Genomic DNA, 14,935 nt, shown 5'->3' on the forward strand with positions numbered 1-14,935 from the left:
CTGTTTTTTTACCATTAAATCACATCAGAAATTATAAGGGATAGTAGCCGTAAGCTGAAAACTCGGCGCACTGCTTGTCATTCCCGCACCAAGATTCATAATCACTGAAGTTTTCGAGTTAAAGGCATAAGTCATTCCAACATTGGCAATGGCAACATTAGCGCCACTTCCAACCAGTGTCGTCCATGGGCCACCTGGAGTCCTGATTTGCGTATCGGACTGGATACGATCTGCAAATGAAGTGCTCAGACTGAGTCGATCGTTCAAGGCAAAAGCCACTCCCAGGCTGTATTGAAATGCATTACCTAATGCCACTTCGCCGGGCTGGACCTGATCCATTGTGGTACTGATATCAGGAAAATTTTTATTAAAATTATAATAATAGCTAATACTTCCAAAAAAAATCGCCGGATCCGAGGTCGCTACAAAAGAGAGTCCGGGATTCAAGGTCCAGACGCCATTACCAGTAGGCAGATTAGTAGGGACGATGAGATTTGAGTTGCCGGAGTCGGGTTGGTAGACCTTTATTCCATAGGGATTTATGCCAGTGGGCGCAGTAAGTAGAAGACTAGCTGTCAAACTGGGTAAATTTTTACTTTCCTTGAAAATCTGGTAGTAACCGCCAAAGCTAATATCTCCAAGACGGGGGCCACCCGAGGAAACCGTCGCTTGGCTGTAGCTTTTGGACGCATCTTGTGCACCGCCAATCTGGTAAACACTCTGGCGATAGACAATTGGCACGTTCAGCACCAACTGCAAACGATTGGATATAGGATAGTAGGCTGATTCAGTAAATGTATAAATACTTGAATTGACTTTCGAAATATTTATATTTCCCAGAAATATGGCGCCCAGGGCAAGAAAACCGTTGAGATTCAGCGTGTTTTGATCTGAGTAGGCATAGGAAACACTGGATTGCAGTGTTAATTGCGGATAAAAGAAATCTGAATTTTGTTGCAGAATCGCTTTTTTGCTGGCGGACTCTGGTGGGGCTTTCAGAGTTTGGTCAGCCGCGCTAGCTTCTATAGAGGTCAATCCACTCAACACTGTTAGAGCAAGGCCAAGAACCAATCGATTCCGCATACTTAAGATACTCCTAATATTTCTATTTCACGAGCCACACATCTGATGTAGTACATTTTATGCCAAATTATTCTTCGGCAAAATCATAACCCAAATAGAATTTTTTGGATACCCAGAGAAACAATATCAGGCAACCCGTTTCCTGTGCCCACCTCTAATACATTATTGATACCCCAAAAGCACAAAAACAAGCTGTTGTACCGTGGATGAAACACTCAAAATAAATTTGTAACAAATTGAAAAATAAGAACTAATAGCTAAAATTCAATCATTATTGTATTATTTTAGGTATTTTTTTTAGGGCAGACGACACAATAAAATCGTATATCATTGAAAAAACAATAAATTTATATTGGCATATTATTTGCTTAATAAATTTTATACAAAACAAAATGGCTGGAATGAACATGCTAGAGACAAGAACCGAGAAAGATTCAAATGAAAATGTGGCTACCGCTTATCATCCACAAAAGGATATAACATTTGCTAATCACAACGTGGCAACCGACCAAAGTTTAAAAGTAACAAATAAAACTGATAAGAAAATTTATATTCCTGTTTACAGCAAATTCCTCATTGCACAACTCGGTGCCATTCTATGGGTTTTATTCAGCATCTGGATCGCCCTACCCTGGATAGATAGTCTCGCTGATTTATTTGGATGGGTGCTGACCATATTCGCGATTGGTGGCATGGCTATCGTGCCAGGCTATATTTCTGGTATTATCATCTTCAGCGTTTTACTGGATCGAAGACCTCCAATTAATACACCGAGCGATCTTCCGCCAGTGAGCATTTTAATTGCTGCTTACAACGAAGAAAATGCTATTGAAGACACTCTAAAGTCTATTCTTACTCAGCTTTATTCCGGATTCATCGAAATCATTGTTATTGATGATGGATCTACCGATAAGACGATAGATGTTGTCGAGAAAATTACTGACCCAAGAATAAAGCTCATCAAACAAGAGAAAAATCAAGGGAAGGCCAGCGCACTCAATGCCGGCTTGGCCATAGCGTCGCATGACATCATCATCACCGTAGATGCCGATACCTTTCTGTACAAAGATGCCTTAAAATATATTGTGGGTCGCTACCTTGGAGATCCAGAGGGTACTGCTGCAGTTGCTGGCGCCATTGCAGTACGCAATTCAAGAAAATCATGGGTTACCAGAGTGCAGGAATGGGATTATTTCCATGGCATTGCGGTAGTCAAAAGAGTTCAAAGTCTTTATCAGGGCACTCTGGTTGCGCAGGGTGCATTCTCCTTGTACCAGCGTGACCTGGTCAAGGAAATGGGCGGATGGACTCCTTGTGTCGGGGAAGATATTGTCCTTTCCTGGGGATTACTAAAGCAAGGTTACCGGATTGGTTATGCCGAAAATGCCATTGTATTTACCAATGTGCCTGAAACCTATAAACAGCTTTTCCAGCAACGTCGGCGCTGGGCGCGCGGCATGTTTGAAGCAATCCGGGCTCATCCTGGTATTTTTTTAAAAAGACGAATAACCCTGCAGTTTGTTTTTATGAATATGTTATTTCCATGGCTTGATATTAGTTATCTTTTGTTTTTCATTCCAGGACTTATTGCTGCCTGCTTTGGATTTTTCCTGCTTGCCGGGCCAATAACCCTCTTGTTATTACCTTTGGCAGCACTGAATAACGTCGTAATCTTCTCGGTACAGAGCACCATGTTTAAAGAACGCGGAATACACATTCGCAAAAATCTTCGCGGCATGTTTCTCTATGTGTTTCTTTCGCAATTACTTATGTCTCCGGCCTCTCTTGCCGGATATGGTTCAGAATTGCTAAGCCTGAGAAAGAAATGGGGTACCAAGTGAAAAAAAACCCTATCCAAATCGTGGCAGTCATTGCTGGGCTGATCTTTTTTTGTGGTACCACTGTTGCGGTCGCCGACCCGGGACATGAAATCCGACTGGGGCGTCAGGCTTTGACCCAAGAACATCCTGATTTGGCTCTATCTTATTTTCGTAAAGCCAGAAATGAAATCAATCGCCACCCCGAAAAATACCATGATGATCAGCTTGCCGCCCTTTCTGGTCTTGGTTATGCCGCACTCTGGGTTGGTAATTCTCACGAAGCAGAAAATGCCTATTCCAAGGGCATCACCATCGCCCATAGTCCTGAAGATCAGAAAACCATGCGCGTGGGTTTGGCCAGGGCACTCATCAATTTGGGGCGCCCCAGAGAAGCTTATGACATTTTAAAACCGGTTCGCAGCATGGGTACGGACCCGCAATTACAATCTGCTATTGCCAGCGCTTTACTGAGTTGGGATACCATTGCCCGGAAACATCTGGACCTGGCCGCACCCCATGGCGTTTATCCTGGACCCCAATGGCAAGCGCAACTTTTCAGGCAAACTTCGGATTTTGTATACTATCCTTTGCATGATCGTATTAACGTGGGCTATCAGTACAGCAGTGATAGCGACCATAACATCAATCAAATATACCAGGCCGGGGTTACCATTCCCGGCGTCGGCCTCGGTGACAACCGCCTCAGCCCCACCATGTGGTATGGAGGCTTCCGCCAAACACAAATAAACGACAACAATGGTTCGAGTGGCGTTAGCAATGGCCAGATTGGCATTTCGACCGTGGAAGGTGGCTGGTCTGCGCCAATCAATACCAACTGGAATTACAGCATACTTGGCGGAGTCAGCACCGCGCGAAACTGGACTTTTGGAAGACTGGACGGGCAGCTGAATTACCAACCCAGCGATTCCTGGGGCCTCAACCTCAGCTTTGATCAACAACCGATTCGTACGGTTGCTGCCGTGGAAAACAAAATTCTCGTCAATACCGTCAGTTTGGGAGGCTTCGGACGCCTCAGAAATATTGGTACTGTGGGTGCCGCTTATTTTCACCAGGCTTTTAGTGATGGCAACCAGCGTGACGGAGTAGTCGTTCGTGTCACCCCTGAGTTTTATAGTTTTAGCAGTCTGCCCATCAGTCTTGGTGTTCAGGGATATTTCAGGGCTTATGCCAGCGGAACGCCATTGCAACTCCCACTCTATCAGGCCAACGGAGAACCAGTCGTTAACACACTCGGAAAGCAAATATATGCATCCGCATATTTCAGCCCCCATTACTACAGGGAAGCCCTAGGTTATATTATCTACGTGCAGAAATTCTCTCCTTACACGGTGATGCGCCTGTACGCCGGATATGGAGACCAGACCATAGACGGTGTCACCACGCCCATAGCCGACTTTTACGGCACTATTACCGGCATTGTTTCGACGCATTTACAGTTCAGCCTTACCGGTGGGTATTCTCAGATAGCCAGTGCTTACGGTGGAGGTTCCGGTTACCATCGGAGTTACGTGGGCGCCAATCTAACGATACCGTTTTAAGCGCAATGCTGATTAGTGCGCTAGAACAGGGTGAATAGCACTGTTGCTAAGCCTCCAAAAATTCGTCAAATTGAGGGCGCAGTCCATCCCCATAAAATTTGCTTACTTGGAGCCGAGAATGAACAGCATGCCCCAGCTTGTGCCAAATCCGATTGCTCAAGGCGATCCGCAATACCGGCAACTGCGCACGCACTACGACAGCGTTTATCAGACCATCTGGTATTACCTGAATGGCCAGCCCCGTCCCTGCTTTACACCCGCCCTGTTGACAGAACTTCAGCACTTTTACACGCAGCTTCGCAGCGAGCTGACGGCACCAGAAAGCCGCGAGATTCGCTTTCTGGTAGGTTGTTCCGATGTCCCTGGGGTGTTCAATCTGGGCGGCGACCTGCATTTGTTTCGACACCTGATCGCTCAACAAGATCGCGCCGGTTTGCTGCACTATGGTGTGTCCTGCATTGAGGCGCTGTACGTCAACATCACCCATCTCGATGCAGATTTGACGACTATTTCCCTGGTACAGGGGGACGCCCTGGGTGGTGGCTTTGAAAAAGCTTTGTCCAGTAACGTACTCATTGCCGAACGCAGCGCCAAAATGGGAATGCCCGAAATACTGTTCAACCTGTTTCCCGGCATGGGGGCTTATAGTTTGTTGCTGCGTAAAATTGGCATGGTTGCCACAGAAAAAATGATTTTGAGCGGACGCATTTACCAGGCTGAAGAACTGCATGACATGGGTGTAGTCGATATTCTGGCGGAAGACGGGGAAGGAGAGCGTACCGTTTACGCCTATATCAAAAAACATCTGCAGGCAGCGAATGGCTATGCCGCATTACGACGGGTGCGTGACCTCTGCGCGCCCATTACCTACGAAGAATTGTATGCGACGGTCGAAATCTGGGTGGATGCGGCCTTGCGTCTGACCAACAAGGACTTGCGGATGATGGACAGGCTGATCGCCAGACAGTCGGCCCGACATGCCGAAACAGTCTGAATCAGGCCGGTACAGGATCATCGTGTCTGGCGCTGGCCGTCGAGATAGGCGGTGAGTGCCCGGCAGGTTTTCTGGAAATTTTGCTGTAGGGCTGCCGTAATATTCAGGATTTCAGCACCGCTCATTGCATAGGGTTTCAATGCCTCCGCCTGTAAGCAGTTTTCCAGCAGGGCGTGGGCGCCCATTTGCATGCTGCTGCCTTTCAAGGCATGAATGGCATCCTGGTAGCCAGGGTAGTCTCCCTGCTGCAGGGCTGCCTGTATGACCCGCAGCAACTGCTCACCATCCTGGGCAAAATCGCGCAGGATCTCCGCCAGAAATTCCGGCCCGCCCAAATCCACAATCCCCTGCAATGCGGAATCATCGATCAAGGCCCCGGAACGGGTAGCGGCTGCCGAAGCCGTGGTGCCCGCCGGAGCTTTTGCGGAAGCCGCCTGGGGTTGGCACAATTGGGCAATCTGGTCCAAAAGATTACGGGCATCCACCGGCTTGGTGAGGTAAGCACTGGCCCCGGCTTCCAGACAAGCCTGCATGGATTCGGGCGTGGCATCGGCGGTGAGCATGATGACCGGAACCGGATGCGCTGTTTCCATCATCTGATAGGCTTTCAGGACATCCAGTCCGCCCTTGCCGGGCATGTTGCGGTCCAGAATCAACACATCCAGATGAAAGCTGCTTTCCGCCAGAATATCCAGCGTTTCTTCGCTATCGCTGGAAACACGCACCTGATGTCCGGCCTGTCGCAAAATCCCCTGCACCACTTTCTGATTGATGAGGTTGTCTTCGGCAACCAGTATGGACAGGCCTTTTTTGCCCTGGCTTTGCTGATAATGATCATGCAGAGAAACAATATTGTTGCCCATATTTTCCTGGGGTTTCTGCACGGCATGCACCAGGTTGAAAAGCATTTTTTTGTCAATGGGCGTCGTCAAGACCGCACTGAAGCCCATATCCTGAAAATAGCGATCAAAACGTAAGGAGGCATCGCTGACCAGCACCCAAGGCGTATGACCTATCAGTTGCTGGTCACGGGCGAGACGCGCAAAATGATCGACGGCCATATCCATCATTTGCTGATCCACAAAGACCTGTCCAAAGTTTTTGCCTCGGGTTCCGGCATTACGCAGCAAATCCAGGGCACGATGGGAGCTGTCCGTTTGCGTGCTGGGAATATTCCAGGTTTTCAAGGCCTCCCCAAGGGCTTGTCCCAGCGCTGGATTGGCCAGAATCAGGACCGGCGTCTGTTTCGCCAGATGCACCACGGTTTCCTGTAGAGTTTCCGGTTTTTCAGCGGGTTGCAATGGTAATTCAAACCAGAACCGGCTGCCTTTGTTGGGGACACTTTCGACCCCTATCTGCCCGCCCATTTTTTCCACCAGTTCCTTGGCAATGGTGGTCCCCAGCCCCGTTCCTTCCGCATTGTTTTGTGTGGTGTTATGTACCTGGGTAAAGGCTTCAAAGAGGTGCTCCTGGGCCGCTTCACTCAGTCCACAACCCGTGTCAATCACCTCAAAACGCAAGCGAATTTCACGATGCGTCATGGGCAGGCTACGCACCCTGATTTCTATGCCACCCTGTTCCGTAAATTTAATGGCATTGCCGATCAGGTTATAGAGCACCTGCCGTAAACGCCGGGTGTCCCCGCGCAACAGATCAGGGGTGGACTCTTGGGAGTCCCAGATCACATACAAGCCTTTTTTCCGGGCCAATACCAACAGGGCCGAACAGGACTGGTCCAGCAAGACGCGCAGACTGAAATCTACGGGGTGTAACTGCAGCTTTCCGGCTTCTATTTTGGAAATATCCAGAATATTTTCGATAAGTTCCAACAGGGTCCGGGAAGAGTTCTGAATCAGCGCCGTTATTTCGGTTTGTTCTGCCGATAGTGGCGTTTCCCGAAGTAATTCACTCATGCCCATGACCCCATTTAAGGGGGTGCGCAATTCATGACTCATTTTGGCCAGAAACTGGGATTTGATGAGACTGGCCTTGCGCGCTTCTTCAATGGCCCCGTTTAAACGCGAAATGAGTTTGCTCATATATAAAAACAGGATACCGAAAATAATCAGGGTCGCCAAAAGGGCGTGACTGTTGCCAGCCCAAAGGTGGCGGGGGTCCAAAATCGAAACCATACCGATCATGCTAATGAAAGTAGCAGCAACCGCATAGCGGGTACCAAAGCGAAAGCCGTTACCGATAATGACCCAGGGATAAATACCCAGCAGCGGTAATCCGGCAATACCCGCACTTGCCTGAATCAGATAGGTGGCTATACCGACATCCATGCACATTCCAACCACGCGACGCAAGATGGATTTTTGCGGCCAGACCCAAATGCTGGCCAGCAACAGCAAGGCCGCCGAAAAAAATACCAACGCGGTCTGGTTCATCCTCTGCAGGCTATCCTGTTGATTGAACCAGTTGGTGTAGGGATAGGTATAAATATAAGCGTATAAAGCTACCCCCATCAGCAAGCGGACACTGGCCTGCTCCTGTTCATTGCCAGGATTTAATCCTAAGGATGGGCGGCGCATAAAAGCCTCTGAATATTCTGAATTTCCGCATATTGCTGAAAAAAGGCCTGCACACATTGGGGGTCAAAATGTTTACCCGACTGCTCCCGGAAATAAGCCTGTATTTCTTCAGCAGTCCAGGCCCGTTTGTAGGGGCGTTCGGAAGCCAGGGCATCAAACACATCGGCAATCGCAACAATGCGGGCCACCAGCGGAATCTCCTCGCCCTGCAATTGCCGGGGATAACCGCTGCCATCAAATTTTTCATGGTGCCCACCGGCAATGACGGCGCCCAGTTGGGTATAAGGCGAACGACTGGCGGCCAGAATGTCATGACCAATTTGCGCATGGGTTTTCATGATGTCGAACTCAGCCGCACTCAGCTTGCCCGGTTTCAACAAAATCGCGTCGGGAATGCCGATTTTGCCAATATCATGGAGCGGGGCGGCCATTTCAATCGCCTCACACTCATCCATCGGTAGCCGCAACGCCTCGGCAATGAGGCGGGCGTAGCGGGCCATGCGGGTAACATGGCATCCGGTTTCGTTATCCCGATATTCGCCGGCGCGGGCCAGGAGCAGGAGGGTTTCCTGTTCGCGCTGGCGGATTTCTGCGGTGGCTGCCGCCACTTGATTTTCCAGCCACTGCGACCGATCCCTGAGCAGTTTTTGCTGGGACCGCAAATGCAGCAGATTACGGCAGCGGGCCTGACATTCCACTGCATCCAGTGGTCGGGTCAAAAAATCCGTGGCCCCGGCTTCCAGCGCCTGATAACGAATTTGCGTGTCCTGGATGACGGTAACAATCACCAGCGGCACATCACTGCAGCCCGGCATGCGCCGCACCTGGCGGGTAAACTCCAGACCATCCATATCCGGCATTTTATAATCCACCAGAATTAAATCGGGTGTTTGTTCCGGCAAGGAGGCAATGGCCTCCAGGGGGTTTGCAAAGCTGTCCACCTGCAGATGCGGGGAGAGCTCCTGAATGATTTTTTCGAGAATCTTGCGACCGGTGGACTGGTCATCGACAATGACAATTCGGGTCTGCAGTGGGGTATCTTGCGTATCACGTCTATCCATTTTCATCTGCATCGCTCCTGTCCGTCTGTGTTTGTATCGCACTGCCTTTACTGATTGCTTTGTCGGGCTGTTCTTCCATGACAAACAATTCCCAGTACCGGCTGCGCTGGCGTTTGTTGGCCTTGGCCCGGTACAGGGCCTGATCGGCATAGCGCAGCAGGGTATCGAAATCACCGGCATAGTCGGGAGGATACAAACACACCCCCATGCTCAGCCGGACCCCGACCACGGCACCCGATTGGAGATGAATGGGTTCGTTCACGGCGACCTCGATTTTGACCAGAATCAGTTCCAGCTCTTCGAAATTATTGAAACCTTCAATCAGCAGTACAAATTCATCCCCACCCAGACGCGCCACATAGTCGCTGCGCCGCAGCGCGGCGTGGAGGCGACGCCCTACCACCCGCAATACATGGTCTCCGGCCTCATGTCCGTAGAGGTCATTGATGGGTTTGAAGTGATCGAGATCAATCATGCAAATAGCCAGGGAATCCTGAACGCGCTGAACGCGCGGCAGGGTGACCGCCACCTGATCAGTCAGGGCGCGCCGATTGCCGAGACCGGTCAGGCGGTCGTGGCAGGCTTCGTATTCCAGTTGTTCGCGGGCCAGCCATTCGTCGGTCACATCGCGCTGAATGCCGACATAATGGCTGATGGCTCCGGTGCGTTGATAAATGGGGATAATGCTCAGATGGTTCCAGAAGGTCTGGCCATCGCGGCGGTAATTGAGCAGTTTGCCATTGAAAAAGCCGGGGCCACAAAGGGCTTCGTCAATTTCGGTCAGGGTCCGGGGATCGGTGCGCGGGCCTTGCAGATGATGCAGCCCGAAGCGGCTGATTTCCGCGAGGGTATAACCCGTCATGCGGGAAAAGCTGGCATTCACATACACAATGCGCCGGTCGGCATCGGTCAGCACCACGCCATCTTCTGCGGCTTGCAGGGCCGTACCCAGCAACAGCTGGTGTTCGCGTTGTACCCGTTCGCGGAGAATGCCCACCCAGTCTTCCAGGGCTTCACTCACCCGGCGGGCGATGCCCTCCAGAACCACCTGACAGTCTTGCGGAAAACCCTGCTGGTCCCGGTCATACAGAACCAGCAGCGCCCAGGGTTGATGATCGCGATGAATGGGCAGCACGGCCATGGAGCGCAACTGGTAGGGGCGGGTATTTTGCCGCCAGGCCGTGCGCAGCGGTCCTGCGGAGAAGGGTTCATTAAACAGGGCCTGTTGTTCCTGCCAAACCCGAAACAGCGGGCCTTGGTCAGCCGGCAGGCCACTGCGCCTTTCGGCAAAGCTGTCCAGATAAGCCGTATCTCCGGCATCGGCCAGGGTCTGCAGGGTGTTGTCCGGCTCCACCCGGCAGACCCAGGCCAGGGTGACGGGCGTGCATTCCACCGCCAGCGTACACAGGGACTCGAGCAGGATGTGTTCCTGATCGGTGTGTTCCATGACCTGCCCGACTGCCTTGTGGAAAGCCAGATATTGTTTCAGGCGGGCATGGGCGTCGGAGGGGTGCGCACGCCGCGACGGGAGACCATCCCCCCGCCCCAGACGCGCCCAGACCCGGCGCCAGAGGCCGTTTTGAGCGGGCGGATCGTTGGAATGACGGGACATGAGCGGAAGGCCATAGCGCAGCGGCAGGGCAGACAGAGGCCTCCCGCCCTGCCACACAGGACGGTGTGCAAGCTGCCGCAGCCCGCGACGTTCAGGCCATTTTCAGGCCCGGCATGACGGGAATCCGCTGATTGGCAGGTTTTTGATGACGCTGCAGGGCATACAGGGCCTGTAATTCGCTGCGCACGACATTAAGCTCCATGTCGATGGTCGCGGTGGCGGCGCCGCGCTGTTCGCGGCGACTGAGCAGGCGATGGCGCAATTGCTGGAGCTCATTGATACGCTGTTGCGGATGATGGGCGTTCATGGTCGTTCTCCTGTGAGTTTACGGGGTGACTTTCCCGTTTTGGGTGATGATGATGCCGCTGGTTGTCGCGGCGTGAATGAATCCTTCGGCACTGCAGGCACGGGCAATAGCGGTACCGAGGTTGCCACTGCAGCCCGTGGTGCTGACCATAACGGTGACTTGTTGGGGGCCTGCCTGACTGATAGTGGCCGCATCGATCAACACCTGCCCGCATTGCCCCGTTTGGGTGCCGGTTGCTGCGACAAAAGCCGGAGTGCCTGAGCCGTAAACCGGGTCGGCCACATCATGGGCAGATTGTCCATTCAGGGTGCTGTAAATATTGGTACTCACATCATTGTTGCTGGCGGCAAAAGCATTGGTCACCGCATCTACCGCCATTTTCAGATTACCTGATACCGTCTGCGCCTTGGCCGTTTCGATGTACGCAAAATATTGCGGAATGGCAATGGCCGCCAGAATCCCGATGATGGCAATGACGATCATCAGTTCGATGAGAGTGAAGCCGCTGTTCTTCTGGAGTATTAGGCTGGGCATGGGGTGACCTTTCCGAGAGGGTTCTGAAACTATTCTTGAGATGGGGATCAGAGCACTGTCCGAAAAGTGCAGCCCCGAAGGGCTGCAGCATTTAAGTATAATTAGTAAGAAACACCACCGTTCTGATCGATTGTGGCAGTTGTTGAAGTGCCAGTTGCACTAATGCCCGCAGCCGTAAGTGCATTGGTGATTTTACCAGGCAACCCACCAGTACAAGTAGAATAAACCACTGTGAAAGCAACTGAAGTATTAGGGGCAACTGTTACAACACTACCAGCTACAGCAACTGCTCCGGTACCACCTGTAGTTGCAGACATTACAGCGCAACCTTCAACACCAGATGAATAATTAGTTGGAAGGTAGATTGATGTGGTTTGACCAGCTGCACCTGCTGCGACGGCAGCCGTACCTTGTGTAACCAATTGGTGGAAGTCTTGTGAAATAGTTGTAGCTTTCGACGTCTCAATATACTGCTCATACTGCGGAATGGCGATGGCCGCCAGAATGCCGATGATGGCAATGACAATCATCAGTTCGATGAGGGTGAAACCCGCTTCGGCGCTGGCCTGCGCCTTCTTGACTAACATACTCATGAGGATGCTCCTTGTGTGGTAAGAAGTTCGGCAACGCCAAGGGGCGCTGCACTGTTTCTTATAGAGCAGAAAGCGTGCCATTATCATAATCGCCGTGCTTTGACAGCGGTATGCCATGCCCATCTTCATGTTTTTATGGATAAATCATCCGTAACCCCATAGAGCGTCGCGCACCGGAACAAAGTTTCCACGCTAAACCTTGCCGTGCTTTTCATCATAATCCGATGAAATCCTGTGAGGCTTTCATCGAAAAGCGATGAAAGTTTTTTGCTTTTCCATTAATATCGATGAAATAAAGCTTGCAGAAAGGAAGTCTTATGGAGGCCTCTTGTCCGTCCACCGCTTTCATCAGCCCGCAAATGGCCGCTTTGCTCACCGGCAAAACGGTGCGGACCATCCATAACTGGCTGGATTCGGGCGTAATTGCCGGGCAGCAGTTGCCCAGTTCACAAGTGCCCAGCGGGGTATTGCGGCAGGTGGATCTGAGCAGCCTGGCCGCCAAGGACCAGCACTGTCTGCTGCAAGGCTTTGTGGAATGTGTGAAACAGGCTGACAGTGGCGATGCCGAAGCACTGAATCAGGTGGGTATTTATTTTTACTGGTCCGGCGACCATGCCATTGCCAGCAGTTTTTTTGAGGCCGCCGCCAAAAAAGGCCATGCCGATGCCATGGATTTTTTATCTGCCTGTTATTTCAACGGCAAGGGCGTGGACAAAAATCAGGGCCTCGGCCTGCGCTGGCTGGGCAGCGCCGCCGCACTGGGGCATAGTCTGGCCCAGGGCAAATTGCGCGCGCTGGGGTTTGAGGTGTAGTAAAGAGAAGCGTCAAGTGAGCACGGTCAGAGACATTGATGGTTTTAGACGGGCTGACGGTGGCACGGTCGGTGCCGTTTAACAAAGGGGGGACACGATAACATGGGGGCTCACCCTGTGGGTTGAGACACAATGCGCCATTCTGTCTCGTGGGCCAAAAATCCTGAACGGTAGATTGCCCGTTTTGCTAGGTTCTTCTGCCGCCCTGGGGTGCCGATTATGGGACATTACGGTGACGGTGCTCATTTTGTCATTCCAAAATGGCCTGTATCTTGGTTATCACTTCGTTGACTATGGAATCCGGGACCATCTCAACAAACTTGCCGTCCCTTGCCATAAGATCAACGGTGCGAGATTGGTTACTCATCACTATCCCCTGTGTTTTTGTTCCAGACCGTTCGTCCATACCTACGCAAACCTATCCATAGATAGCTTTACTGCTGGATTCCTGCTTCATCGAGGCCGGTTTCACTCCGGTCTTGCGACCCGAGCCAGTGCCTTCCTCTCCACAGGCTTCACATACGACGGAACTCGCCGTAGAGCCGCTTAGGGTGGCCAAACCAAGGGCCAGAAGATTCCTGGCCGCATTCACATCCCGGTCGTGGATCGCTCCACAATCCGGGCACGTCCACTGACGCACTGCCAGCGGCATTTTTTCCTGAATCGTTCCGCATACCGAGCAGGTCTTACTCGACGGAAACCAACGGTCGGCCACCACCACGATGCCACCGCGTCGCCCGGCCTTGTATTCCAGTTGCCGCCGGAACTCGAAAAAGCTCATATCGGCGATGGAGCGGGCCAAACGGCGATTCTTGAGCATTCCGCGCACGTTCAGATTCTCGATACCGATGGTATGAAACCGCCGGGTCAGGTCGGACGTAAGCTTATGCAAGGCGTCCTGCCGGATATTGGCGATACGGGCATGGAGCCGGGACAGCTTGGCTCTGGCCTTCTTCGCGTTCTCCGATACGGGCAGCCGCACACCTTTTGGGATAGGCGCATTGGCTCCTAAACCCAGTTTTACTTTGGCCGCTTTGTGCTTGCGCGACAAACTGTGGGACAACCGCTTTTGCCGCTTGAGCAATGCCTTGTGAGGCTTTGGACCGACGATTTTTTCCCCTGTAGAGAGCGTTGCTAATGCCAAGACGCCTAAGTCAACGCCTACAACGCCTTGGTTCTCGGCGCTGCGTGTGGGCGATTCTTCGGTATCGACGGTAATGCTGACAAACCATTTGTCGGCCACATGGGAAACCGTGGCGGACATGATTTTGCCAGTGAAACGCAACGACTCCCGCATACGCACCCAGCCCAGATTGGGGATGCGTATGCGGGAACCTTTAACGCTGAACTGGTCATTACTCAGACTGAAACGGTCATGGACACCTTTCTTGCGGAACTTCGGATAATTGGCACGTCCCGCCCAGAAGTACTTGAACGCGTCGCCTAACTGGATGATAGCCATCTGCGGCGCGTTCTTGGTGACTTCGAGCATCCACGGGAATTGTTCCCGCTTGAGCGCATTCAATTGGCGACGGAGTGCCATCTGCGAGGGCTTGGGCTGGCGGTTGTCCTGTTTCCATGCCTCGTATTGGTGCTGCCATTCTGCCAGCGCCCAGTTATAGGCGAACCGCGCCGTACCGGATGCCCGCGCAAAGTAGGTCGCCTGCACGTTGTTCGGGTCGAGCCTGATTTTGTGAGCGATCAGCATGAAGCATCCTCCACGGCTTGCTTCACGCCGTCGAGCAACTTCTGATTCTTGCGGCTACGGCTACCGTACAGTCGCGCCGAGAATACCGTGATGATCTCCAGCACGTCCTTCGCCAAGTCTTCCTCAAATGTCGTATCCACGCCTTTGTTGATGATGAGCACCTCCACGTCTTTTGCTTCGCAAATCGCAAAGATCAATTCCGCCCCGAAACGCAACAGGCGATCTTTGTGGGCAATTGTCAAACAGCGTTTAAAAATGACCAGGTAACAGCGTATATTTTTGACCAGTTTTAGAGGGGGTGGCTGCGACGTTTTTTGA

13 protein-coding genes are annotated in these 14,935 nt (G+C 51.8%); 4 read left to right on the plus strand and 9 right to left on the minus strand.

Annotated elements, in window-relative coordinates; all coding sequences use genetic code 11:
- Nucleotides 1-24: 24 nt before the first annotated feature.
- Nucleotides 25-1,083, minus strand: a complete 1,059-nt coding sequence (locus HAP95_RS16700) for a transporter (RefSeq protein ID WP_215885256.1) — start codon at nucleotides 1,081-1,083, stop codon at nucleotides 25-27.
- Nucleotides 1,084-1,490: 407 nt separating this feature from the next.
- On the opposite strand from HAP95_RS16700, the gene HAP95_RS16705 reads away from it, so the two are divergent.
- The 3 genes from HAP95_RS16705 (at nucleotide 1,491) to HAP95_RS16715 (ending at nucleotide 5,456) form a co-directional block, all read left to right on the plus strand.
- Nucleotides 1,491-2,924: a glycosyltransferase family 2 protein gene (locus HAP95_RS16705; RefSeq protein WP_226832878.1), complete on the plus strand. Its 1,434-nt coding sequence runs from the start codon at nucleotides 1,491-1,493 to the stop codon at nucleotides 2,922-2,924.
- Nucleotides 2,921-4,462, plus strand: coding sequence for a tetratricopeptide repeat protein (locus tag HAP95_RS16710; protein ID WP_215885257.1), 1,542 nt, complete (start codon nucleotides 2,921-2,923; stop codon nucleotides 4,460-4,462). Before HAP95_RS16705 ends, HAP95_RS16710 begins: the two co-directional genes overlap by 4 nt.
- 118 nt (nucleotides 4,463-4,580) lie before the next feature.
- Entirely contained in the window at nucleotides 4,581-5,456 is an 876-nt protein-coding gene (locus HAP95_RS16715) for a crotonase/enoyl-CoA hydratase family protein (RefSeq protein ID WP_215885258.1), read from the plus strand.
- A 17-nt stretch (nucleotides 5,457-5,473) separates the two neighbouring features.
- On the opposite strand, the gene HAP95_RS16720 is transcribed toward HAP95_RS16715, so the two are convergent.
- The 6 genes from HAP95_RS16720 to HAP95_RS16745 all read right to left on the minus strand — a co-directional run bounded on the left by HAP95_RS16720 (nucleotide 5,474) and on the right by HAP95_RS16745 (nucleotide 12,097).
- Entirely contained in the window at nucleotides 5,474-7,990 is a 2,517-nt protein-coding gene (locus tag HAP95_RS16720; protein ID WP_215885259.1) for an ATP-binding protein, read from the minus strand.
- The gene (locus HAP95_RS16725; RefSeq protein ID WP_215885260.1) at nucleotides 7,972-9,057 is read right to left on the minus strand and encodes an HD domain-containing phosphohydrolase; all 1,086 of its coding nucleotides are present in this window, start codon (nucleotides 9,055-9,057) and stop codon (nucleotides 7,972-7,974) included. The genes HAP95_RS16720 and HAP95_RS16725 overlap by 19 nt, the downstream gene beginning before the upstream one ends.
- A complete protein-coding gene (locus HAP95_RS16730) occupies nucleotides 9,044-10,663 on the minus strand; it encodes a diguanylate cyclase (RefSeq protein WP_215885261.1) in 1,620 nt (539 codons plus the stop codon). Before HAP95_RS16730 ends, HAP95_RS16725 begins: the two co-directional genes overlap by 14 nt.
- Before the next feature lie 91 nt (nucleotides 10,664-10,754).
- Nucleotides 10,755-10,970 carry a hypothetical protein gene (locus HAP95_RS16735; protein WP_215885262.1) on the minus strand — a complete coding sequence of 72 codons (216 nt, stop codon included), beginning with the start codon at nucleotides 10,968-10,970 and terminating at the stop codon, nucleotides 10,755-10,757.
- Nucleotides 10,971-10,988: 18 nt separating this feature from the next.
- Nucleotides 10,989-11,504, minus strand: coding sequence for a prepilin-type N-terminal cleavage/methylation domain-containing protein (locus HAP95_RS16740; RefSeq protein ID WP_215885263.1), 516 nt, complete (start codon nucleotides 11,502-11,504; stop codon nucleotides 10,989-10,991).
- Nucleotides 11,505-11,605: 101 nt separating this feature from the next.
- Complete coding sequence (locus HAP95_RS16745) at nucleotides 11,606-12,097, minus strand: prepilin-type N-terminal cleavage/methylation domain-containing protein (RefSeq protein ID WP_215885264.1); 492 nt, start codon at nucleotides 12,095-12,097, stop codon at nucleotides 11,606-11,608.
- Between the two features lie 317 nt (nucleotides 12,098-12,414).
- On the opposite strand from HAP95_RS16745, the gene HAP95_RS16750 reads away from it, so the two are divergent.
- The gene (locus tag HAP95_RS16750; RefSeq protein WP_215885265.1) at nucleotides 12,415-12,909 is read left to right on the plus strand and encodes a tetratricopeptide repeat protein; all 495 of its coding nucleotides are present in this window, start codon (nucleotides 12,415-12,417) and stop codon (nucleotides 12,907-12,909) included.
- A 418-nt stretch (nucleotides 12,910-13,327) separates the two neighbouring features.
- Here the strand turns inward: HAP95_RS16750 and HAP95_RS16755 are convergent, their stop codons facing one another.
- Both HAP95_RS16755 and HAP95_RS16760 read right to left on the minus strand, forming a co-directional pair.
- Nucleotides 13,328-14,617: an RNA-guided endonuclease InsQ/TnpB family protein gene (locus tag HAP95_RS16755; protein ID WP_215885266.1), complete on the minus strand. Its 1,290-nt coding sequence runs from the start codon at nucleotides 14,615-14,617 to the stop codon at nucleotides 13,328-13,330.
- A partial coding sequence (locus HAP95_RS16760; RefSeq protein WP_497006444.1) for a recombinase family protein occupies nucleotides 14,611-14,935 on the minus strand: 325 nt, incomplete at its 5' end. The genes HAP95_RS16760 and HAP95_RS16755, both read right to left, overlap by 7 nt.

It is taken from the genome of Acidithiobacillus sulfurivorans (assembly GCF_018853815.1).
Classification (GTDB): Bacteria; Pseudomonadota; Gammaproteobacteria; order Acidithiobacillales; family Acidithiobacillaceae; genus Acidithiobacillus; species Acidithiobacillus sulfurivorans.